This window comes from Pseudonocardia sp. DR1-2 (genome assembly GCF_023717215.1).
GTDB classification, from domain to species: domain Bacteria; phylum Actinomycetota; class Actinomycetes; order Mycobacteriales; family Pseudonocardiaceae; genus Pseudonocardia; species Pseudonocardia alni.
In genome coordinates, this window is sequence record NZ_JAMQOF010000008.1 from 1 (window position 1) to 22,033 (window position 22,033).

Genomic DNA, 22,033 nt, shown 5'->3' on the forward strand with positions numbered 1-22,033 from the left:
GGAAAGAAAGTTACACGGTCCGTCGGACGCCGTTCACAGGGGGGTCGATTTTCCGCATCGCCGCAGGTCAGCGACCTCATGGCGCCGCCACCCCGCCACCCCGGCACGCTGGGCCGACGGGCCGCAGGCGCGGCGTCGTCGCACCCCGTCCGGGACCGGGCCGGCGCGTGTGATCGGGACATCGGGGACAAACGATAACCGTCGTGGTTATCGTTCCGGTGACACACTCGGACGGACCCGGCTCCGCCACCCCCCTGCTCGCGATCGAGGCGCTGACGGTCACCGTCGGCGGTCGCGACGTCGTCGACGGGGTGGGCCTGCGGGTCGGACCGGGTGAGCGGGTCGCGCTCCTCGGCCCGTCGGGGTCCGGCAAGTCCTTGACCGCTGCCGCGGTGCTCGGGCGCCTCCCCGCCGTCGCATCGCTGCGGGGCCGCGTCCTGCTGGGCGGTACCGACGTGGGCGCGGTCCCGGCCGCGCGGCGGGACCGCGCGGTCCGGCTGGCGGCCGTCGGGCAGGACACCCGCACCGCGCTCAATCCCCTGGTGGCGGTGGGGACCCAGCTGCGGGCCGCGGTGCGGGCCAACGGGGGTGACGACCGGCCCGGGGCCCTGCGGGAGGCCCTCGCGGCGACCGGCATCGAAGACCCCGGCCGCGTCCTGGGCGGGCATCCCGGCGAGCTGTCCGGCGGGCAGCGCCAGCGCGTGCAGCTGGCGCTCGCCCTGGCCTGCCGCCCGCACCTGCTGGTCGCGGACGAGCCGACCACGGCCCTGGACCCGGTCAACCGGCGGCGCGTGCTCGACCTGCTGGCGTCCGGCCTGGCCGGTTCCGGGACCGCTCTGCTGTTCATCAGCCACGACACCGCCGCCGCGCACGAGCTCTGCGACCGCGCCGTGCATCTGCGCGGGGGGCGCGTCGTCGATCCCGCTCCCCTGCCGGCGCACACCCCGCGGCCCGCTCCCGCGGCGTCCGCCGGCCCCGGTGGCCCGCTGCTCGTCGCCCGTGGCCTGCACCGCGTCCACCCCGGGCCCGGACGGCGTCGCCCGGCGCCGGTGCCCGCGCTGCGCGGGGTCGACCTCACCGTGCACGCGGGCGAGCGCGTCGCCCTGGCCGGGACGTCGGGGGCGGGGAAGTCCACGCTCCTCCGGATCCTGCTCGCCCTCGAGCCCGCCGACGCGGGGTCGGTCACCGCCGACGGCGCGGACGTCCGTCCCGGACCCGTGCGGCGGCTGCGTGCCTTCCGCCGCGCCGTGCAGTACGTCCCGCAGGATCCCGCCGGGTCGCTCGACCCACGGATGACCGCGCGCGAGCTCGTCGCCGAACCGCTGCGCCGCCTCGAGGGCCCGGCCACCCGGTCCGCGGCCGGGCGGACCCGTGCGGCCGCGGCCGCGCTCGACGACGTCGGCCTGCCCGCGGCGCTGGCCGACCGGCGTCCGGGCGAGCTGTCCGGGGGCCAGGCCCAGCGGGTCGCGCTGGCGCGCGCGCTCGTCGTCGGGCCGCGCCTGCTGCTCGCCGACGAGCCGGTGAGCGGGCTCGACCCGGCGCTGCGCGACCAGGTCGTCGACCTGCTCGCCGACACCTGCGCCGCTCGCGGCACCGGGCTGCTCCTGGTGTCGCACGACCTGGCGGTCGCGGCGGCGCTCTGCCCGCGCACCGTCGTCCTGCACGACGGCCTGGTCGTCGAGGACCGGCCGACCGCCGAGCTGCTCGCCGCGCCGCAGCACCCCGCCGTCGCCGCGCTCGTCGGCGCCACGGCTCCCCTGTCCGTCTGAACCGTCCCGCCACCCACGAACCCGGAGGACACCTGTGTCCCGACCCCGCCGCATCGCGGCAGCCCTCGCGCTCGGAGCGTCCGCGCTGCTGCTCACCGGATGCTTCGCCGCCCCACCGCAGACCGGCGGGACGGGCGCGGTCGGCGACCGCGTCGCCGTCGCGATGCTGCAGCCGCCCCGCTCCGGCCTGACCCCCTTCAGCGACGACGCGTTCAAGCTGTCCCGCTGGCGCACCGCCGAGACCCTGGTGCAGCTCGACGCCGCCGGCGACGCCCTGCCGATGCTCGCCACCTCCTGGTCCCGCGTCGACCCCACGACCTGGCGGTTCACGTTGCGCGACGACGTCGTCTTCCACGACGGCACCGCGCTGACCGCCGCGCACGTCGCCGACGTGCTCACCCGTGCGACCCGGGCCTCGCCGCCCCCGCGGATCCTCGACGGCGTCGACCTGGCCGCCCGCGCCGACGGCGACGACGCGGTGCTGGTCACCACCGGCGTGGCCGACCCGCTGGTCCCGCAGCGCCTGTCCAGCCCGCAGCTGTCCGTGCTCGCCCCCGCCGCCTACACCGGGGACCGCGTGGACCCGGTCGGGCACGGCTCCGGCCCGTTCCGGCTCACCGCGGTGCAGGGCACCACCTCGGCCACCCTCGACCGCCACGACGGCTACTGGGGCGAGCCCGCCCGCGTCGCCGGCGTCGACGTCACCTTCGTCCCGGACGGCACCGCCCGCGCGGCGGCGCTGCGCACCGGCACCGCCGACGTCGTCGAGGCCGTCCCGCCCGGCCAGTACCCGCTGCTCGACCCCGCGCTGGTGCACGAGGTCCCCATGCCGCGCACCAACACGCTCTACCTGAACACCGCCCGCGGCCCGTTCGCCGACCCCGCCGTGCGCGCCGCCGCCCGTGCCGCCGTCGACCGCGCCGCACTGGTCGCGAGCGCCTACGAGGGACGCGCGGACGTCGCGCAGGGCCTGCTCGGGCCCGCGCTGCCGTGGGCCGCGCCGCTGCGCGACGACCCCTCCTACGCGCAGGCGCTCGCCGCCCGCCCCGCGCCCGCGGCGGTGCGCGGCGTGCCGATCACGCTGGGCACCTTCACCGACCGCAGCGAGCTGCCCGAGGTCGCGGTGCTGCTGGAGCAGCAGCTGGAGGCGGCCGGGTTCGTCGTCACCCAGGACGTGCGCGAGTACGCGGCGATCGAGGCCGACGCGCTCGACGGCGCGTTCGACGCGTTCGTGCTGTCCCGCGCGACCGTGCTCGACTCCGGCGACCCCGTCGCCTACCTGGCCAGCGACTTCGGCTGCGGCGGCGGGTTCAACATCTCCCAGTTCTGCGACCCGGGTGTGCAGGCCGCGCTGGAGCGCGCCGCGGGCACCGAGGCCGGACCGGAGCGCCGCGCCGCGACCGCCCGCGCCGAGGCCGCCGTCCTCGCCGCCGACGCCGCCGTACCGCTGCTGCACGAGCGCGTGATCCAGGGCGAGTCCGCGCGCGTCGACGGGGTCGCCCGCGACCCCCGCGAACGCGATCTGGTCACCACGGACACGGTGCTGGGGGCGCCGTGACCGCGGTGGCCGTCCCGGCACCGGTCCGGCCGCGGCGGTCCGGGCCGCGCGACGGCGCCGTCGTCGCGCTGTCGCGGGTGCTGGCCGGGGCCGCGGTGGTCGCCGGCGTCGGTGTGCTGCCCTGGCTGTCGCAGCGCTCCCCCGAGCTCGCCGTGCTGCGGGCCCGCTCCGCCGAGCAGGAGGCGACACCGGCGGCGCTGGCCTCGATCCGCGCGGAGCTCGGGCTCGACGCCGGGCCGTGGGTGGTCGTCGGGCGCTGGCTGTCCGGTGTCGCGACCGGGGACCTGGGCTCCTCGTGGGCCTCCGGTGCGCCGGTGCTCGGGTCGGTGCTGTCCGGGCTCGGGGTGTCGCTGACCCTGGTGGGCTTCGCGCTCGTCGTCGCCGCGCTGGTGGCGGCGGTGCTGGTCGTCCCGGCCCTGCGCCGCGGTGTGCGCGGCGCGCGCGCCGGGACGGCGGGGGGCTCGGGTGCGGCCGGCGCCGCGCTGACGGCACTGCCGGAGTTCCTGCTCGCGACGTTCCTGCTGGTGGTCGTCGCGGTCTGGCTCGGCTGGCTGCCACCCTACGGCTGGGCGGGCCCGCGGTACGCGGTCCTGCCCGCGCTGGCGCTGGGCCTGCCCGCCGGCGGCCTGGTCGGACGTCTGCTCGCCGAGTCCGTCGCGTCCGCGGCGACCGAACCGTGGGTCGGCACCTGGCAGACCGCCGGGTTGCCGCGTCGGCGGACCGCCGCGGCGGTGCTGCGCCGCGCGACCGCACCGGTGCTGCCCCAGATCGGGCTGGTGCTGGTCGGGCTCACCGGCGGGGCCGTCGCCGTCGAGCAGGTCTTCGCCGTGCCCGGGCTCGGGCGCACGACCCTCGGCGCCGCGGCCACCCTGGACCTGCCGCTGCTGCAGGGCGGGGTGCTGGCCCTGCTCGCCGTCGCCGTGCTCGCCGGCGCCGGGGCGGGGGCCGCCCGCCGGGCGGTGCTCGGCCGGGCCGCCCGCACCGGTGACGTACCCGTCCCCACCGCGGTGACGGCGGTGCGCCGCTCCCGCTGGGTCGTGCCCGGGGTCGCGGGCGGGGTGCTCGCGCTCGTCGTGCTCGCCGGGCTGCCGCGCGACCCGTTCACCTCCGCCCACCCGCGGCTGGCCTCGCCCTCGGCGGCCCTGCCGCTCGGCAGCGACGCCGTCGGGCGCGACCTGCTCGCCCGGGTCGCCCACGGGGCGCTGCTCACCACGGGGACCGCGTTGCTGGTCGTGCTGGTGGCGCTGGTCGTCGGCGTGCTGATCGGGCTGGCACCACGGATCGCGACCGGGTTCGCCGAGGTCGCGAACGCGGCGCCGCCGGTGCTCGCCAGTCTGGTCGTCGCCGCGGTGCTCGGCCCCTCGGCCGTCGGGGCCGCGGTCGGCGTCGCCCTGGTGAGCTGGGCGCCGCTGGCCGCGCACACGGCGTCGCTGGTGGCCGAGATCCGGGCGCAGCCGCACGTGCGGGTGCTGCCCGTGCTGGGCGTCGGGCCCGCCCGCGCGCTCGGGGCGCACGTGCTGCCCGCCGCGGCCGGCCCGCTGGTGCGGCACGCGGTGCTGCGGCTGCCGGGCACCGCGCTCGCGCTGGCCTCGCTCGGGTTCCTCGGCCTCGGCCCGCAGCCGCCGAGCCCGGAGTGGGGACGGCTGCTGGCCGACGGCATGCCCTACGTCGAGCGCGCCCCCTGGGCCGTGCTGGCACCGGCCGGGATGCTCGTGCTCGTCGCGGTGCTGGCGGTGTCGCTCGCGGCCGCCGGACGGCGGCCGCGAGCGCGCTGAGTCAGGCCGCCCGGGCCGCCGCCGGGCGGCGCCGCAGCCCGCGGCGCTCCCGGCGGTGCTCGGACTCGCGGATCCCGCGGGCGGGCAGCGACAGCCGCCAGATCGACCGTGTGGCCTGCCAGAACTGCCGCGGGAACGGGCCCGTGGTGTAGGGCAGGTCGTACTTCTCGCACAGCGCCCGGATCTTCACCGCGATCTCCGGGTACCGGTTCGACGGCAGGTCCGGGAACAGGTGGTGCTCGATCTGGTACCCGAGGCTGCCGGACATGACGTGCATCAGGCGGTTGCCGGTGAAGTTGGCCGAGCCGAGCAGCTGACGCAGGTACCACTCGCCGCGCGTCTCCCCCTCCAGCTCCTCCTCGGTGAAGACCTCGGCGCCGTCGGGGAAGTGCCCGCAGAAGATGATCGCGTAGGACCAGATGTTGCGGACGACGTTCGCGGTGGCGTTCGCGGTCAGCGTGGAGACCGCGGCGGGGCCGGTGAGCAGCGGGAACAGCAGGAAGTCCTTGCGCATCTGCCGGGCGTGCTTGCGGCCGACGTCGAGCAGCTTGCGGCGGAACTCCTCGGGGTCCTCCAGCTGCATCTTCAGCAGGCCGTCGACGTCGAGGTCGTGCAGCGACACACCGTGCTCGAACAGCAGCATCAGCAGGACGTTCCAGAAGGGCTGCCCCAGGTAGGCGGGGTGCCAGGGCTGGTCGGCGCGGACCCGGAGGATCTCGTAGCCGACGTCCTTGTCCTTGCCGATCACGTTCGTGTACGTGTGGTGCAGGTAGTTGTGCGAGTGCCGCCACTGCTCGGCGGGGCACACGTTGTCCCACTCCCACGTCGACGAGTGGATCTCCGGGTCGTTCATCCAGTCCCACTGGCCGTGCATGACGTTGTGCCCGATCTCCATGTTCTCCAGGATCTTCGCGACCGAGAGCATGGCGGTGCCGGCGAGCCAGAGCGGCGGGATCCGGCTGCCGAACAGCGTGACCCGCGCGGCGACGTTCAGCCGCCGCTGCCAGGTGATCATCGTGCGGATGTAGTCGGCGTCGTGCTGGCCGCGACGCTCCTCGACGTCGGCGCGGATCGCGTCGAGCTCGTGCCCGATCGCCTCCACGTCGGCCTCGGTGAGGTGGGCGAACTCCTTGACGTCGGAGATGGCCACGACGTTCCTCCTGGGTGAGCGGTGTCGGGTCTCGGTGTCAGATCTCCAGGACGCAGTCACCGGCGGCGGCGGTGATGCAGGTCTGGATCCTCTCGGCGGGGGTGTCGGGGTCGCCGCGGCGTTCGGTGCCGTCGCGCAGGTCGCGCACCGAACCCGACCGCAGGCCGACGGTGCAGGTGTGGCAGATGCCCATCCGGCAGCCGTAGGGCAGGTCGAGGCCGGCCTGCTCCCCGGCGTCGAGCAGGGTGGTGGCGCCGTCGATGTCGACGGTGGCGTCGGCGTCGCCCGAGGAGGTGGCGGCGGAGCCGCGCCGGACGAAGGTGACCGTGCCGCCCTCCGCCTCACCCCCGCGCAACGACGCGGAGAAGCGCTCGACGTGCAGCGCCGCGCCCCGGCCCGCGGACTCCCACAGGTCCTCGGCCTCGTCGAGCATCGCCTCCGGGCCGCACGCCCAGGTGCTGCGCTCGCGCCAGTCCGGGCAGTACTCGGCCAGCCCGTCGGGGGTGAGCCTGCCGTGCTCACCGGTGAGGTGCAGCTGCACCCGCAACGACGGGTGCCGCGCGGACAGGGCGTCGAGCTCGTCGGCGAAGATGACGTCGCCGTCGCGCGGGGCCGAGTGCACGAGCACCACGTCGGTGACGGTGTCGCGGCGGTCCAGGGTCCGCAGCATCGCCATGATCGGGGTGATGCCGCTGCCCGCGGTGAGGAACAGCAGCCGCTCCGGTGGCGGGTCGGGCAGCACGAACTCGCCCTGCGGCAGCGCCAGGCGCACCACCGTGCCGGGCCCGACGCCGTCGACGAGATGGCGGGACAGGAAGCCCTCCGGCATCGCCTTCACGGTGATCGAGATGTGCCTGCGGTCGCGGCGCGGCTCGGAGGTCAGCGAGTAGGAACGCCAGTGGAAACGGCCCTCCACCTCGACGCCGATCCCGACGTACTGGCCGGCGCGGTGGTCGAACGACCACCCCAGGCCGGGGCGGATGACCAGTGTCGCGGCGTCGGCCGTCTCGGGCACGACCTTCACCACCCGCCCGCGCAGCTCCCGTACCGACCACAGCGGGTTGAGCAGCAGCAGGTAGTCGTCGGGCAGCAGTGGCGTGGTGAAACGGGCGGCCGCCTTGCGTGCGCGGCGCAGCCCCCTCGGCAGTACGGCGTCGGTCATGACCCACCTCGTCGTCGCGGTCGGGGACCATCGGACCCGATCTCGGTGGCGACGGCAAGTTGGGACGGCGACACCCCCGTCACCAGTGACGACGGCGTCGGCCTCCGACCTGCGGGAACGTTACATCGGTTTCTCCGTCAACGATGTCGAGATCGACTGTCTAGGATCGTCCGGGTGGCGGACTTCCCGATCGAGGAGCTGGCCCGCCGGGCGGGGATGACCGTGCGGACGGTGCGGTCCTACATCACGCGCGGGTTGCTCCCGCCGGGCGAGCGGGCCGGCCGGGCCGCCCGCTACACCGACACCCACCTCGACCGGCTGGACCTGGTCAACGGGCTGCGCCGGCGCGGCTTCTCCCTCGGGGCGATCGAGGTGCTCGTCACCCAGGACCCCGAACGGACCGCCGAGGAGGCGCTGCGGCTCTACCGCGGGATGCTCGCCCCGTGGCAGCCGGAGGAGCCCGTCGAGGTCGACGGGACGGAGCTGCCCACCCACCTCGGGCTCGACCCGGACGCGGTGTCGGCCGACGAGCTGGTCCGGCACCTGTGCGCGACGGGTGTCGTCGAGACCGCGGCGCACGGAAGGCTGCGCATCCTGCGGCCCGACCTCGCCCGGGCCGCCGCGGAGGCCGTACGGCTGGGCATCCCGCCCGCCGCGCTGGTGGGGCTGCGCCGGCGCCTCGACGACCACACCGGCGCCGTCGCCGAGATGTTCGTCGAGCTGTTCGCCCGGCAGGTGTGGGACGAGCACGTCGAGGCCGGGCTGCCCGCCGGCGACGCGCCCCGGATCCAGCAGACCGTCGAGCAGCTGCAGCCGGTCGCGACGCTGGCGCTGCTGTCGTCGTTCCGCTCGCGCATGCAGGACGCGATGGACGCCTTCATCACCCGGATCTCCGACGACATCTCCCCCGAGGCCGGACGCGCGATGGGGATCCGGACGACGGACCTGGACGATCGTTGACTCTTCAACGATGATGCGCCGGTGAGCACCGTGACGACGGACGTCCTCGTGATCGGCAGCGGGCCCGCGGGCTCCTCGGCCGCCCTGTTCCTCGCCGGTCTCGGCGTGGACCACCTCGTGATCACCAAGTACCGGTGGACCGCCGACACCCCGCGAGCGCACATCACCAACCAGCGCACCGTCGAGATCCTGCGCGACCAGGGGGTGGAGGCCGACGTCGTCGCCGAGGGGACGCCGTCGCACCTCATGGGCGAGACGGTGTTCTGCACCGCGCTCGCCGGCGACGAGCTCGGCCGGGTCCGGACCTGGGGCACCCACCCCGCGCGGCGCGCCGACTACACCCTGGCCAGCCCGTCGTCGCACTGCGACCTGCCCCAGAACATCCTCGAGCCGATCCTGGTGGGCCGGGCCGCCGAGCGCGGCAGCCGGGTCCGCTTCGACACCGAGTACCTGCATCACGTCCAGGACGAGGACGGCGTCACCGTCACCGCGCGCGACCGGCTCACCGGGGCGGAGCTGACGATCCGGGCCCGCTACGTGATCGGCGCCGACGGTGGGCGCAGCGCCGTCGCCCGGGACGCGGGCCTGCCCTTCGACGGCCGCGGCGAGCTCGCGGGCAGCATGAACATCGTCTTCGACGCCGACCTCACCGCGCTGGTCGAGCACCGGCCGAGTGTCCTGTACTGGGTGCTGCAGCCCGGTGCCGACGTCGGCGGCATCGGGATGGGCGTGCTGCGCATGGTGCGGCCGTGGACCCGCTGGATGGCGATCTGGGGCTACGACCTCGCCGGTCCCCCGCCGGAGCTCGACGACGCCGCGGCGACGGCGATCGTCCACGACCTGATCGGTGACGACTCCGTGCCGGTGACGATCCGCTCGACCTCGGTGTGGACGGTCAACGAGCAGTGGGCCACCCGCTACCGGTCGGGCCGGGTGTTCTGCGCCGGTGACGCCGTGCACCGCCACCCGCCGTCGAACGGGCTGGGCTCCAACACCTCGATCCAGGACTCCTACAACCTGTGCTGGAAGCTCGCGATGGTGCTGCGCGGCACCGCCGGGCCGGGGCTGCTGGACTCCTACGACGCCGAGCGCGCCCCCATCGGCGAGCAGATCGTGCGTCGCGCGAACCGCTCGGTGGAGGAGTTCGGCCCGATCTTCACCGCGCTCGGGCTCACCCCGGGCGCCGATCCCGAGGCCATGCGCACCTCGATGGCGGCCCGCGCCGACGACTCCCCCACCGGGGCCCGGCGGCGCGCCGAGCTGCGGGCGGCGCTGGAGGCCAAGGACTACGAGTTCAACGCGCACGGCGTCGAGATGGGTCAGGCCTACACCGGCCCCGGCGTCGTCGCCGACGGCACGCCCGAGCCGCCGCCCGAGCGCGACCCGGAGCTGTTCTACCGGCCGACCACCCGGCCCGGGCACCGGCTGCCGCACTGCTGGCTGGGCCGCGACGGGCACCGGGTCTCCACCCACGACATCACCGGCAAGGGCCGGTTCGCCCTGCTCACCGGCATCGCGGGCGGCGCCTGGGCCACGGCCGCGGACACCGTCGCCGCCGAGCTGGGGATCGACCTGGCCGCGCACGTGGTCGGCCCGGGCCGCGAGCACACCGACCTCTACGACGACTGGGCCCGGCTGCGCGAGGTCGGCGAGGACGGCTGCGTCCTCGTCCGCCCGGACGCCCACGTCGCCTGGCGCAGCGACGCGCTCGTCGCCGACCCGGCGGCCGCGCTGCGCGAGGTGCTGGGGAGCATCCTGGACCGGACCCCGGAGGTGACCGCATGACCGGCTTCGTCCACGACCCCTCCCCCGCGCGGGTGGTGTTCGGCCCCGGCACGCTCGACGACCTCGCCGCGGAGGTGACGCGGCTCGGCCGGTCGCGGGTGTTCCTCGTCGGCGGCCGCCACCCCGCGGGCGCGGCGGACCGGGCGCGGGCCGCGCTCGGGTCGCTGCTCGCCGGGCACTTCGACCGGGCCGCCGTGCACACCCCGGTGACGGTGACCGACGAGGCGCTGGCGGCGTTCACCGCGGCCGGGGCGGACTGCGTCGTCGCGATCGGGGGCGGCTCGCAGATCGGGCTGTCCAAGGCGCTCGCGGTGCGGACCGGTGCGGACCAGGTCGTCGTCCCCACGACGTACTCGGGCTCGGAGTGCACCGCGGTGCTCGGCGAGCTGGGGGTGGACACGCCGGGGGTGAAGACCACCCGGACCGACCCGGCGATCCGGCCGGAGACCGTCGTCTACGACACGACGCTCGTCGCCGACCTGCCGTCGCGGGTGGGGGTGCCGAGCGCGGTGAACGCGCTGGCACACGCCGTCGAGGCCCTGTGGAGCACCGACCGCGACCCGCTGACCGACGCCGCCGCCCTGGAGTCGGTGCGGCTGCTCACCGCGGGGCTGCGCGACGGCGACACCGACGCGCTGCTGCGCGGGGCGTGGCTGGCCGGGACCTGCCTGGACCGGGCCGGCATGGCGCTGCAGCACAAGCTCGCCCACACCGTCGGCGGCTCCCTGGACCTGCCGCACGCCCCGACCCACGCGGTGCTGCTGCCGCACGTGATCGCCCACAACGCCGCCGCCGCACCGCGGATCGCCGAGGCGCTCGGACCGGACCCGGCCGGGACGGTGTTCGACCTGCTCGTCGCCGCCGGCGGGCCGACGTCGCTGGCCGGGCTGGGCGTCGACGAGGCCGACCTGGACCGGCTCGCCGACCAGGCCGTCGCGCGGCCGTACCCGAACCCGGTGCCGGTGACCCGCGACGGTGTGCGCGCCCTGCTCGGGCGGGCCTGGGCCGGGGAGCGGCCGGGCGACCCGGTGCGCGCCACCCTGGACGCGCTGACCGCGCAGGTCACCGCGTCGTTCGGCGGGCCCGACGAGCGGCTCCGCACCCTGCTGGCCGCGCTCGCGGCCACCCTGCACGGCTACGCGCGCGAGCACGACCTGACCCAGGACGAGTGGCAGGCCGCGATCGACTTCCTCACCCGGACCGGGCACCTCACCGACGAGCGGCGCCAGGAGTTCGTGCTGCTCTCGGACACCCTCGGGCTGTCCAGTGTGGTGGACGTGCTGACCAACTCCCGCACCCCGGACACCACGTCCTCGGCCGTGCTCGGGCCGTTCTACACCGACGGCCCGCCGGAGCTGGACCAGGGAACCGACGTCTCCGCGGGGAAGAAGGGCACCCCGCTGTGGGTGGACGTGGTCGTCACCGACACCGGTGACGAGCCGGTCGCCGGGGCGGTCGTCGACATCTGGCAGTCCGACGAGGACGGCTTCTACGACCTGCAGCTGCCCGAGACCGAGGGCCCCGTCCTGCGCGGCCGGTTCCGCACCGACGACGCGGGCCGGCTGCGGTTCCGCTCGATCCTGCCCGCCGCCTACCCGATCCCGGCCGACGGACCGGTCGGGGAGATGCTGCACGCCACCGGACGGCACCCCTTCCGGGCGCCGCACCTGCACTTCCTCATCCAGGCGCCGGGGCACCGGCAGCTGATTACGCAGCTGTTCGTCGCCGGTGGGGAGCACCTCGACTCGGACACGGTGTTCGGTGTGAAGGAGGACCTGGTCGTGGACTTCGCGCCGCGCAGCGGCCCGATGCCCGACGGCGTCGAGCCCGACGGGGAGTGGCGGCTGCTGGAGTTCACCTTCCGGATCGCCCGCGATCGCTGATTCCTGCCCGATTCCGGGCAGATTCCTGGCTCTCCGCCCCACGGCCGGTCAGGATCGGCGGCGTGGATCCGGATCTCGTGCGGCACGTGGCCGCCACCACCGGGCTCGCCGAGCCGGTGGCGGCCCGCGTGGTCGCCGACGTCGTCGCCTACTTCGGCGAGACCACCGAGGAGTTCGTCCGCCGCCGGCACCGCGAGCTGCAGGCCCGCGACCGGCGCAACGACGAGATCTGGCCGCGGATCGCGGCCGAGCTCGCCGCGCGGGTGGTCGGCCCCGGTGACGTCTCCCAGCGGCGGCTGCGCCGGATCGTCTACGGCTGAGCGGACGACGGGGGAACGTGCATGTGCGGGATCGTGGGTTACGTGGGGCCGCGGGAGGCGGCGGGCGTGCTGCTCGACGGGCTGTCCCGGCTGGAGTACCGGGGCTACGACTCGGCGGGCCTGGCCGTGGCGCACCGCCGGAGGGTGACGGTGCGGCGCACCGCCGGGCGGGTGGAGGACCTGCGCACGCTGCTGGGTGACGCCCCTCCCCCGGGCCGGTCGGGCGTCGCGCACACCCGGTGGGCCACCCACGGCGAGCCGAGCGAGGCCAACGCGCACCCGCACACCGACGCGTCCGGGCGGGTCGCGATCGTGCACAACGGCATCGTCGAGAACGCCGACGCGCTGCGTGCCGCGCTCACCGCCCGCGGGGTCGTGCTGCGCAGCGACACCGACTCCGAGGCGCTCGCGCACCTGGTCGCCGAGGCCCTCGACGGCGGGGCCGCGACCCTCGCCGATGCGGTGCGCACGGCGCTCGCCGGCGTCGAGGGCACCTACGGCCTCGCGGTGCTCGACGCCCGCACCCCCGACGAGATCGTCGTCGCGCGCAACGGCAGCCCGATCGTGCTCGGCATCGGCGACGGCGAGATGGTCGTCGCCTCCGACCTGGCCGCGGTCGTGCGGCACACCCGGAAGGTCGTGTTCCTCGACGACGGCGAGATCGTCACCGTGCGCGCCGACGGCGTCGAGGGCTCCACCCGGATCAGCCCGACCACCGTCGACACCGGCTCCGAGGACTACGCGCTCGGCGGGCACCCCGACTTCCTGGCCAAGGAGATTGCCGAGCAGCCCGACGCGCTGCGCCGCGCGCTGGCCGGGCGGCTCGACACCCGGTTCGCCACCGCCCGCCTGGGCGGGCTCGGGATGGACCCGCGAGAGCTGCGCGGGGTGCGCCGGGTGCTGTTCCTGGGCTGCGGGTCGGCGTACTACGCCGGGGAGATCGGCGCCGGGCTGGTCGAGCAGCTGGCCCGGATCCCGGCGGCGGCCGAACCGGCCGGCGAATTCCGCCACCGCAACCCGGTCGTCGACCCGGACTGCCTCTACGTCGCGGTCAGCCAGTCCGGCGAGACGGCCGACACCCTCGCCGCGGTGCAGGAGCTGCGCCGCAAGGGCGGCCGGGTGATCGGCGCGGTGAACGTGATCGGGTCGGCGATCTCCCGCGAGTGCGGCGCCGGGGTGTTCCTGCACTCCGGGCCGGAGGTGTCGGTCGCCTCGACCAAGGCCGTCACGACCATGAGCGTGTCGTTCGCGATGCTCGCGGTGCTGCTGGGCCGGGTGCGGGACCTCTCGGTGGCCGACGGGCGGCGGCTGCTCGACGGGCTGGCGGCGCTGCCCCGCCACGTCGAGGCCGTCCTGGCCGAGGACGCCGCCCACGGCACGGTCGCCGCGGTCGCGCAGCGGTGGGCGCACGCGTCGTCGATGTTCTTCGTCGGGCGCACCCGTTGCAGCCCGGTCGCGCGGGAGGGCGCGCAGAAGCTCAAGGAGGTCTCCTACTGCCACGCCGAGGCCTACCCCGCCTCCGAGCTCAAGCACGGCCCGCTGGCGCTGGTCACCCCGGACATGCCCAGCGTCGTCGTGGTGCCCGACGACGAGCTGCTCGCGAAGAACGTCGGCACGATCGAGCAGATCCGGGCCCGGGGCGGGCCGGTGATCGCGGTGACCGACGCCGAGCTGCCCGCCGGGCTCGCCGACGCCGTGCTGCGGGTGCCGCGCACCGAGCCGGAGCTGGCGCCGATCCTGCTCGGGATCCCCCTGCAGCTGCTGGCCCGGCACGCCGCCGTCGCGCTCGGACGCGACGTGGACCGGCCGCGGAACCTCGCGAAGTCGGTGACGGTGGAGTGAGGGTCCTCGGGCTGCACGTGGCCGCGGAGCGGGGTGCGCCGATGCACGACGTCGAGCGGGTCGAGGTGGTCGCGGGCAGCGGTGTCGTCGGCGACCGGTACTTCGGCACCCGGCACCGGCACGTCTCGGTGCAGAGCCGCGACGAGCTCGACGCCGCCGCCGACGCGCTCGGCGCCCCGGTGCCCTCGGGCGGCACCCGGCGCACCGTCACCGTCGACCACGGCACCGTCCCGACGACGCCCGGCACCCTGCTGCGGCTCGGCGACGTCGAGCTGGAGGTGGTGCGGAAGGCCGCACCGTGCCGGGTGATGGAGACCGCCGTCGGGCCGGGGGCGCGCCGCGCGCTGCACGACCGCGGCGGCGCGGTCTGCCGGGTGCTGACCTCCGGCGCGATCGCCGTCGGCGACCCGGTGCACATGCCCGCCGGGACGTGACTCGTCCGGTCACCGACGGTCACCCGTCGGTGACGCGGAATGCCTGCCGACCGTCACGGGATCCCCGTACGTGCGTTGGAGAGGTGACGGACTTCGACGAGCGGGGAGCGCCGGTGACGGATCCGATCGGGCGCCGGCGGGCGGCGGGCATGGTGGCGGGGCTGGTCGTCCTGGCCGGGGTCGCGGGCGCCGGGGTCGCCGCGGCGGACGCCGGCGCGACCGCCGCCTCGGAGACCTCCTCGGGTGCCGCCGAGGGTGAGAACAGCCAGGTCGCGCGGCAGGCGCACGCCGAGGCGCAGGTGCCGGGCACGCCGTGCTCGGTGTCGGCGCGGGCGTGTGTCGACCTGGACTCGCAGCGGGCCTGGCTGGTCACCGACGGCGTCGTGTCCTACGGCCCGGTCCCGGTCGCCTCCGGCGGGGCGGGCCAGGAGACGCCGGTCGGACACTCGTTCCGGGTGTACCGCAAGGCCGCCGACCACCGCAGCGGCGAGTTCGAGACACCCGACGGGGAGCCCGCCCCGATGCCGTGGTCGGTGTTCTTCGCCGACGGCGGGGTCGCGTTCCACGGCGGCGACCGGGAACGGGCGTCGGCGGGGTGTGTGAAGCTCGACCCGGAGCCGGCGGAGGAGTTCTTCGCCGGGCTCCGGGTCGGGGACAAGGTGCAGGTGCTCAGCGCCGCCACCGAGCGCGAGCACCGCGCCGCCCTCAGCTGACCGGGGCCTCCGCCACGGTGCGGCGGCGGACGAGCAGCGACAGCAGGACGGCCAGCACCCCGACCCCGCCGGCGACGGCGAACGCGGCGTGCAGCCCGTCGGCGTCCGGGGAGGCCCCGGCGGCGCTCGCCGAGCCCAGCGCGGCGACGGTGACGAACAGCGCCGTCCCCAGCGCGCCCGCGACCTGCTGCAGCGTGGACAGGATCGCGCTGCCGTGGGAGTACAGCTCGTCGGGCAGCGAGCCGAGCGCCTCGGTCATCAGCGGCGTCATCATCAACGCGAGCCCGCCCATCAAGACCAGGTGGAAGCCGACGACCACGCCGAGCGGGGTGCCCGGACCGAGGGTGGAGAACAGCAGCAGGCCGGTCGCCATCAGCACCGCGCCGGGGATCACCAGCGGGCGGGCGCCGACGCGGTCGAACAGCGCGCCGACCGGGCGGCCGAGCAGTCCGAGCAGCAGCCCGCCGGGCAGCACCACGAGCCCGGAGACCAGCGTGCTCGTCCCGAGCACGGTCTGCAGGTAGAGCGGCAGCAGCACCGCGGCGACGCCGATCAGCGACAGCAGCACCAGCGCGGTGAGCACCAGCGCCACGACGAACTGGCGGCGCCGGAACGGGCGCAGGTCCAGCAGCGCGCGGTCGGAGCGCATCAGCCGCAGCTGGCGCAGCACGAACACCGCCAGCGCGACCAGCCCGACGACGACCGGCGCCCACGGCGGGAGCCCCCCGCCGCCGTGGCCGCCCAGCGAGGACAGCCCGTAGACCAGGCCGCCGAACCCGACGGCGGACAGCAGCACCGAGACCACGTCGAGCGGGACCGGGCGGCCGCCGCCGTCGATGCGCAGCCACCGGGCGCCGGCCGCCGTGGCGAGCACGGCCAGCGGCAGGACCAGCCAGAACATCCAGCGCCAGCCCAGACCGGACAGGATCGCGCCGCCGATCGTCGGGCCGATCGCGGGCGCGACCGCGATGACGATCGTGATCGTGCCCATCGTCGCGCCGCGGCGCTCCGCGGGCACCAGACGCAGGATCGTGGTCATCAGCAGCGGGATCATCATCGCCGTGCCGCCGGCCTGCACGATGCGGCCGACGAGCAGCACCGCGAACCCGGGCGCGAAGCCGGCGATCGCGGTCCCCGCGGTGAACAGCCCGAGCGAGGTGAGGAAGACCTGCCGCGGGGTGAAGCGGTCCAGCAGGTAGCCGGTGGTGGGGATGACCACGGCCATCGTCAGCAGGAAGCCGCTGGTCAGCCACTGGGTGGTGGTGGCGGGGACACCGAGGTCGACGCTCAGGTCACGCAGCGCGACGCTCAGCACGGTCTCGTTGAGGATCATCACGAACGCGGCGCCGACGAGGACGGCGATCAGCGGTCCGGTCCGGATCGCCGGTACCGGTTCGGTACGGGACGGGGTGGTGGTCACGCGGGATCTCCTGCCCGGGGAAGGGTCGTGGTGGCCGCGCGCAGGGCGCGGCCGAGTCGGTCGACGGGGTCGGCGCACCGGACGCCCGCGGCGAGCTCGACGGCGAGGTCCTCGCCGCTGATCCGCAGGGCGGCGGCGACGGCGGCGGCGTGCACCCGGACGTCCAGGTCGCCGGGTTCGCGGCCGGCGCGGGCCGCGATCACCTCGGCGAGCACCGGCTCGGCCCGCTCGTGCACCGCCAGCCACACCGCCCGCAGCCCGGGCTCGGTGCGCGACAGCGCGATGACGGCCATCGCGGCGTCGGCGTCGGCGGCGTCGACCGGGTCATCCGGCGGGCGGTACTCGGCGAGCAGGTGCTCGTCGAGGCCCACCCCCGCCGGCCAGCGCCGCAGCGTCGCGACGACGGCGTCGATGCTGCGCGCCAGGAGCGGCTCCACGCAGCTCTCCTTGGTGCGGAACCAGCGCCACAGCGTCCGGCCGGACAGCCCGACCTCCTCGGCGATCCGCTCGCCGCTGGTGGCGTGCACGCCGTGCTCCCGGAACAGCGCCACAGCCGCACGGGAGATCTCCAGGCGCTGCAGCTCGCGCCGGCGGTCGCTCATCGGCGCCCGCCCGCGTCTGGTGTCGTCGAGTGTCTTCATGTCACTGCCTGACAGTAATGAGATCGGCCGGGACCGACCACGAGACGATCGTCTCACAATGCCTTTTTGGCAGTTTGTGCCACGCTGGTCGAGCACGTGATCATGCAACGTCGAGGGAGCCACGAGCGTGACGACGACCGGGACCACCGACCCCACCGCGGCCGACCTGGACCGGCCGCGGGAGCGCTACCGCGCCGAGCGCGACCGCAGGCTGCGCCCCGACGGCACCGCCCAGTACCGGGCGTCGACCGGGGAGTTCGGCTTCTACGCCGACGACCCGTGGTCCGGGCCCACCGAGCGCGACCCGGTGGACGACGAGGTGGACGTGCTGGTCGTCGGCGGCGGCTTCGGCGGACTGGTCGCCGCGGCCCGGCTGCGGCAGGCCGGCCACGAGCGGATCCGGATCGTCGACGTCGCCGGGGACCTCGGCGGGACCTGGTACTGGAACCGCTACCCCGGCATCGCCTGCGACATCGAGAGTTCGATCTACCTGCCGCTGCTGGAGGAGATCGGCGGGATGCCGAGCCGCCGCTACCCACCGGGCGGGGAGATCCGGGCGCACGCCCGCGCCATCGGCGAGCGCTTCGATCTCTACCGCGACGCCCTGTTCCACACCGAGGTCACCACCCTGGTCTGGGACGACGACGCGCGGGCCTGGCAGGTCGGCACCGACCGCGGCGACGAGGTCACCGCCCGGTTCGTCGTGATCTCCTCCGGGCCGTTCAACCGGCCCAAGCTGCCCGGGATCCCCGGCATCGCCGACTTCGCCGGGCACACCTTCCACACCAGCCGGTGGGACTACGGCTGGACCGGCGGCGACGAACGGGGCGGCCCGCTCGACCGGATCGGCGACCGCACTGTCGCGGTGATCGGCACCGGGGCGACGGCGATCCAGTGCGTGCCGCACCTGGCCGGGGCCGCGCGGCACCTCTACGTCGTGCAGCGGACGCCGTCGTCGGTCGACACCCGCGACGACGCCCCCTACGACGAGGCCTGGTGGCGGGCGCTGACCCCGGGCTGGCAGCGCCGCCGTCGCGAGGACTTCCTGCACCTGATGGACATGCGCCCGGCGCCGCACGGTTCGTCCGGCCCCGACGGCGTCGCGGACAGGTGGACCGACACCGCCCCGATCCGGGGCGCGCAGCGGCTCGCCCGGACCCGGGGCACCGAGGATCCGGCCGAGGCGCTCGAGATCGCCGACGCCGAGAAGATGGACGAGATCCGGTCCCGGGTCGACGAGATCGTCGCCGACCCGGTGACGGCCGCGGCGCTCAAGCCCTGGTACCGCCAGATGTGCAAGCGGCCCACCTTCAGCGACACCTACCTGCAGACCTTCAACCGACCGGACGTGACCCTGCTCGACACGGCCGGGCAGGGCGTCGAGCGGATCACCCGCGACGGCCTGGTGGTCGACGGCGTCGAGTACCCGGTGGACGCGATCGTGTTCGCCACCGGGTTCGAGCTCGGCGCGGACCCCGCCACCCGGGCCGGCGCCGACATCCGCGGTCGCGACGGCGTCACCCTCGCGGAGCACTGGGCCGACGGGCTGTCCACCCTGCACGGCTGGGTCAGCCGCGGCTTCCCCAACCTGTTCCACGTGGGCGCCGGGCAGAACTCGGCGTCGGTGAACTTCGCGCACGTGCTCGACGAGCAGGCCGGGCACATCGCGGCGGTCTGCGCCGAGGCCGCGCGGCGCGGGGTGCGGGTCGTGGAGCCGACCGCGGCGGCGGAGGCGGCGTGGGTCGCCACCATCCGCGAGCGGGCCCGCGACCAGCACGCCTTCCTCGCCGGGTGCACGCCCGGCTACTACAACTTCGAGGGCCGCCCGCGGACGCGCAGCGAGCAGTTCGGCGGCGGCCCGGTCGAGTTCCACGAGATCCTGCGCGACTGGCGCGCCGGTGGGATGGACGACGTGCTCTCCGGCGGGGACGCGTGAGCGTGCGCCCGGTCGCGGGACCGGACCGGGGACCCGTGCGGACCGCACCCGGGCTGCGCGCCGCGCCGCTGTGCCCGCCGAACCCGCTGTGGGCCTCCAACGGGATCGTCACCGGTCCGGACGGCCGGCTGTGGATCGCGCAGTTCCTCGGCGGGACCGTGTCCGCCTTCGACCCGGCGACCGGCGGGCTCGAGACGGTGCTGGGGCCGGACGGGCCGCTCACCGCCCCCGACGACCTCGTGTTCGGCGCCGACGGCGAGCTGTTCGTGGTCGACCTGCCCGCCGGGCTGGTGTGGCGCCGGGCCCCCGACGGGGCGACGGCCGTCGTCGCCGACGGGATCACCGCCCCGGACGGGATCGCCTGGCACCGCGGGCGGCTGTTCGTCAACGAGCTGTGCCCGGACGGACGGCTGCTGGAGATCGACCCGGCGGGCGGGCCGCCGCGGGTGCTCGCGACCGGGCTCGCGCTCGGCAACGCGATGGAGGTCGGCCCGGACGGGCTCCTGTACTACCCGCACCTGCTCTCCGGCGAGGTGTGGCGGGTCGACCCCGACGGCGGCACCCCCGAACGGCTGCTGACCGGGCTGGACCGGCCGGTGGCCGTGCGCTTCGACCCCGCGGGACGGCTGCGCATCCTGTCCAACGGCGACCGCGGCGCCCTGTGGACCGCCGACGGCGGGCGGGTCACCGCCACCCTCGACACCGGCGTCGGCGGCGCGGACAACGTCGTGTTCACCGCCGACGGCGCGGCCTGGGTGACCGGCGCCTTCCACGGCGGGCTGGTCCGGGCCGGTGTCGACGGCACGGTGACCACGGCGCTGCCGGCCGGCCTGTGCGGCCCCTGGGGCGTGGCCGCCGACGGTGCGGGCGCGCTCGTCGCCGACCACTTCTCCCTGGCCCGGGTGGCCGGCGGCGCCGTCACCGCGCTCGGCGACGTCGTCACCGAGGTCCGCGGCGGGGTCCGCGGACTCGCCCGGCACCACGGTGACACGGTCGTGACCACCGGCCCCGGGGTGTGGCGCGGGTGTCCCGGCTCCTGGACCCCGCTGGCCGACGGGCTGGCCGGGGCGACCGGCGTCGCTTCCTGCCGGGACGGGCTGCTGGTCGCCGAGACCGGCGCCGGGCGGGTCCTGCACCTCGCCGACGACGGCACCGCCACCGTGCTCGCCACGGGTCTCGACGGGCCGGTGGACGTGGCCGTCGACGGGACCGGCACCGGCTACGCCACGCTGACCGGCGGCGGACAGGTCGTGCGGCTCACCCGCGACGGCGACGCCACCGTGCTCGCCGCGGGTCTGCACCGGCCGGAGGGGATCGCCGTGGCCGGGGGCGCGCTGTGGTGCGCCGAGGCCGCCGCGGGACGGCTGCTGCGGATCGACCCGGCCGACCGGACGGTCACCGTCGCGGCGTCGGGGCTGCCCTTCGACGTGCGCCCACCGCACGTGCCCGCGGACTGCCGCAGCGGTGCGGCAGCCCGGCCCGCCCCGTTCGCCGGGGTCGCCGCGGCCGACGACGGCTCCGTGCTCGTCGCGGTCAACGGCGCGGGCTACGTGCTGCGGGTCGGCTCCTGACCGGCCGCGCGTTCGCCGTCGACGCCGTGGGTCGCGGCGTCGACGGCCGCCGACAGCCGCTCGCGCAGCTGCGCGGCCGGTGGGCGGCGCCCGTCGGCGGTGGCGGCGGCGATGTCCTCGGTCGCGACCCGCAGCGCCCCGTTGAGCGCGGCGGCCTGCACCCGCACGGCGACGTCGCCGGGATCACGGCCGAACCGGCCGGCGAGGATCCCGGCGAGGACCGGCTCGGCCCGCTCCTGCACGACCAGCCAGATCGCGCGCAGCGCGGGCTCGTCGCGGCTCATCCGGATCACGGCGAGCACGAGGTCGCCGTCGTCCGGGCCCGCGTCGGGGTGCTCGGCGTAGTCCGCGGCGAGATGCTCGGTCAGCCCGACGCCCGCGGGCCAGCGGGTCAGGCTCGCGGTGAACGCGTCGGTGGCCAGGCTCAGCACCGGCTCGACGCAGCTCTCCTTCGTGCGGAACCAGCGCCAGAACGTGCGCGCCGACAGCCCGACCGCCTCGGCGATCTGCTCCCCGCCGGTCGCGGCGACGCCGTTCTCGCGGAACAGCCGGATCGCGGCCCGGGAGATCTCCAGGCGCTGCAGGGTGCGGCGACGGTCGCTCATCGGCCGCCGTCCGCGCCGGACCGCCGTCCCCTCCGTCACACCGCACCCCCGAGTGCTCGCCGGGCGGTCAGCCTAGACGGCGGGCGTTGGCCCGCACCCGGGTGCGGATCGGCTCCAGCGCCCGCTCGAGGGTCGCAGGCCCCGGCTTCGAGGTGACCAGGACGACCGCGGCCCGGGAGAACCCGTCGACCTTCTCGGCCCACATCCGGTGGAACTCGCGGACCTCACGCGCCGGGGGCGGGAAGCCCGAGGTGAGCATCCGGGCGGTGCGACGCGCGATGACCAGCGGCGCGAACACCGCGATCTCGGCGAGCGAGAGGACGGCACGAGTGGTGGCGGGCACGGGACGGACGGTAGCCCCTGCCCCCGACACCCACGGGCCGCGCGCCGGTCACCGAGGGCTCGCCGCCGGTCACCGCCGGTTCGGGTGGCGACACCCCCTCCCGCGTTAACGATGGGGCGCGGGGCCACGACAGGTAACCGAACGCGACCCCGGGGAGGGCTCACAC

Annotated in this window: 18 protein-coding genes; 12 read left to right on the forward strand and 6 right to left on the reverse strand. The window is 76.0% G+C overall.

What is annotated here, in order from left to right; translation table 11 throughout:
- Positions 1-218: 218 nt before the first annotated feature.
- The 3 genes from ND486_RS22470 to ND486_RS22480 are packed head-to-tail and all read left to right on the forward strand — an operon-like array spanning position 219 to position 5,102.
- Positions 219-1,769, forward strand: coding sequence for an ABC transporter ATP-binding protein (locus ND486_RS22470; protein ID WP_251786478.1), 1,551 nt, complete (start codon positions 219-221; stop codon positions 1,767-1,769).
- Between the two features lie 34 nt (positions 1,770-1,803).
- Entirely contained in the window at positions 1,804-3,327 is a 1,524-nt protein-coding gene (locus ND486_RS22475) for an ABC transporter substrate-binding protein (RefSeq protein WP_251786479.1), read from the forward strand.
- Entirely contained in the window at positions 3,324-5,102 is a 1,779-nt protein-coding gene (locus tag ND486_RS22480; RefSeq protein ID WP_251786480.1) for an ABC transporter permease subunit, read from the forward strand. The genes ND486_RS22475 and ND486_RS22480 overlap by 4 nt, the downstream gene beginning before the upstream one ends.
- Before the next feature lies 1 nt (position 5,103).
- Here the strand turns inward: ND486_RS22480 and ND486_RS22485 are convergent, their stop codons facing one another.
- Together ND486_RS22485 and ND486_RS22490 are read right to left on the reverse strand one after the other, a co-directional pair.
- Entirely contained in the window at positions 5,104-6,252 is a 1,149-nt protein-coding gene (locus tag ND486_RS22485; protein ID WP_251786481.1) for a fatty acid desaturase, read from the reverse strand.
- Between the two features lie 37 nt (positions 6,253-6,289).
- Positions 6,290-7,414 carry a ferredoxin reductase gene (locus ND486_RS22490; RefSeq protein WP_251786482.1) on the reverse strand — a complete coding sequence of 375 codons (1,125 nt, stop codon included), beginning with the start codon at positions 7,412-7,414 and terminating at the stop codon, positions 6,290-6,292.
- A 174-nt stretch (positions 7,415-7,588) separates the two neighbouring features.
- On the opposite strand from ND486_RS22490, the gene ND486_RS22495 reads away from it, so the two are divergent.
- From ND486_RS22495 to ND486_RS22525, 7 genes are all read left to right on the forward strand, one after another.
- On the forward strand, positions 7,589-8,374 hold the full coding sequence (locus ND486_RS22495; RefSeq protein ID WP_208825359.1) for a MerR family transcriptional regulator: 786 nt from the start codon (positions 7,589-7,591) through the stop codon (positions 8,372-8,374).
- A 21-nt stretch (positions 8,375-8,395) separates the two neighbouring features.
- Complete coding sequence (locus tag ND486_RS22500) at positions 8,396-10,159, forward strand: FAD-dependent monooxygenase (protein WP_251786483.1); 1,764 nt, start codon at positions 8,396-8,398, stop codon at positions 10,157-10,159.
- Positions 10,156-12,042 carry a maleylacetate reductase and hydroxyquinol 1,2-dioxygenase domain-containing protein gene (locus ND486_RS22505; protein ID WP_251786484.1) on the forward strand — a complete coding sequence of 629 codons (1,887 nt, stop codon included), beginning with the start codon at positions 10,156-10,158 and terminating at the stop codon, positions 12,040-12,042. The genes ND486_RS22500 and ND486_RS22505 overlap by 4 nt, the downstream gene beginning before the upstream one ends.
- A 62-nt stretch (positions 12,043-12,104) precedes the next feature.
- Positions 12,105-12,362, forward strand: a complete 258-nt coding sequence (locus ND486_RS22510; RefSeq protein ID WP_083658930.1) for a hypothetical protein — start codon at positions 12,105-12,107, stop codon at positions 12,360-12,362.
- Between the two features lie 21 nt (positions 12,363-12,383).
- Positions 12,384-14,204 (forward strand): glutamine--fructose-6-phosphate transaminase (isomerizing), encoded by a 1,821-nt coding sequence (glmS, locus tag ND486_RS22515; RefSeq protein WP_251786485.1) that lies wholly within the window; start codon positions 12,384-12,386, stop codon positions 14,202-14,204.
- A gap of 41 nt (positions 14,205-14,245) precedes the next feature.
- The gene (locus ND486_RS22520; RefSeq protein ID WP_251786486.1) at positions 14,246-14,638 is read left to right on the forward strand and encodes an MOSC domain-containing protein; all 393 of its coding nucleotides are present in this window, start codon (positions 14,246-14,248) and stop codon (positions 14,636-14,638) included.
- A gap of 113 nt (positions 14,639-14,751) precedes the next feature.
- Positions 14,752-15,351 carry a L,D-transpeptidase gene (locus ND486_RS22525; RefSeq protein ID WP_251786487.1) on the forward strand — a complete coding sequence of 200 codons (600 nt, stop codon included), beginning with the start codon at positions 14,752-14,754 and terminating at the stop codon, positions 15,349-15,351.
- Here the strand turns inward: ND486_RS22525 and ND486_RS22530 are convergent.
- Together ND486_RS22530 and ND486_RS22535 are read right to left on the reverse strand one after the other, a co-directional pair.
- The gene (locus ND486_RS22530; RefSeq protein WP_251786488.1) at positions 15,344-16,771 is read right to left on the reverse strand and encodes a DHA2 family efflux MFS transporter permease subunit; all 1,428 of its coding nucleotides are present in this window, start codon (positions 16,769-16,771) and stop codon (positions 15,344-15,346) included. The two genes, ND486_RS22525 and ND486_RS22530, sit on opposite strands and share 8 nt — an antisense overlap.
- Complete coding sequence (locus ND486_RS22535; RefSeq protein WP_251786489.1) at positions 16,768-17,412, reverse strand: TetR/AcrR family transcriptional regulator; 645 nt, start codon at positions 17,410-17,412, stop codon at positions 16,768-16,770. The genes ND486_RS22530 and ND486_RS22535 overlap by 4 nt, the downstream gene beginning before the upstream one ends.
- 127 nt (positions 17,413-17,539) lie before the next feature.
- Between ND486_RS22535 and ND486_RS22540 the strand changes: the two genes are divergently transcribed.
- Both ND486_RS22540 and ND486_RS22545 read left to right on the forward strand, forming a co-directional pair.
- Entirely contained in the window at positions 17,540-19,348 is a 1,809-nt protein-coding gene (locus ND486_RS22540) for an NAD(P)/FAD-dependent oxidoreductase (protein ID WP_251786490.1), read from the forward strand.
- A gap of 35 nt (positions 19,349-19,383) precedes the next feature.
- Positions 19,384-20,919 (forward strand): hypothetical protein, encoded by a 1,536-nt coding sequence (locus ND486_RS22545; RefSeq protein ID WP_251786491.1) that lies wholly within the window; start codon positions 19,384-19,386, stop codon positions 20,917-20,919.
- On the opposite strand, the gene ND486_RS22550 is transcribed toward ND486_RS22545, so the two are convergent.
- Both ND486_RS22550 and ND486_RS22555 read right to left on the reverse strand, forming a co-directional pair.
- A complete protein-coding gene (locus tag ND486_RS22550) occupies positions 20,895-21,524 on the reverse strand; it encodes a TetR/AcrR family transcriptional regulator (RefSeq protein WP_251786492.1) in 630 nt (209 codons plus the stop codon). The genes ND486_RS22545 and ND486_RS22550 overlap by 25 nt on opposite strands.
- A 67-nt stretch (positions 21,525-21,591) precedes the next feature.
- Complete coding sequence (locus ND486_RS22555) at positions 21,592-21,867, reverse strand: hypothetical protein (protein ID WP_251786493.1); 276 nt, start codon at positions 21,865-21,867, stop codon at positions 21,592-21,594.
- Positions 21,868-22,033: the final 166 nt, after the last annotated feature.

Bases quoted from the DNA above. Each gene is read 5' to 3' on its own strand.
- glmS (WP_251786485.1), top strand. From the start codon at position 12,384: ATGTGCGGGATCGTGGGTTACGTGGGGCCGCGGGAGGCGGCGGGCGTG.
- ND486_RS22490 (WP_251786482.1), bottom strand. From the start codon at position 7,414: ATGACCGACGCCGTACTGCCGAGGGGGCTGCGCCGCGCACGCAAGGCG.
- ND486_RS22520 (WP_251786486.1), top strand. From the start codon at position 14,246: ATGCACGACGTCGAGCGGGTCGAGGTGGTCGCGGGCAGCGGTGTCGTC.
- ND486_RS22550 (WP_251786492.1), bottom strand. From the start codon at position 21,524: ATGAGCGACCGTCGCCGCACCCTGCAGCGCCTGGAGATCTCCCGGGCC.
- ND486_RS22505 (WP_251786484.1), top strand. From the start codon at position 10,156: ATGACCGGCTTCGTCCACGACCCCTCCCCCGCGCGGGTGGTGTTCGGC.
- ND486_RS22535 (WP_251786489.1), bottom strand. From the start codon at position 17,412: ATGAAGACACTCGACGACACCAGACGCGGGCGGGCGCCGATGAGCGAC.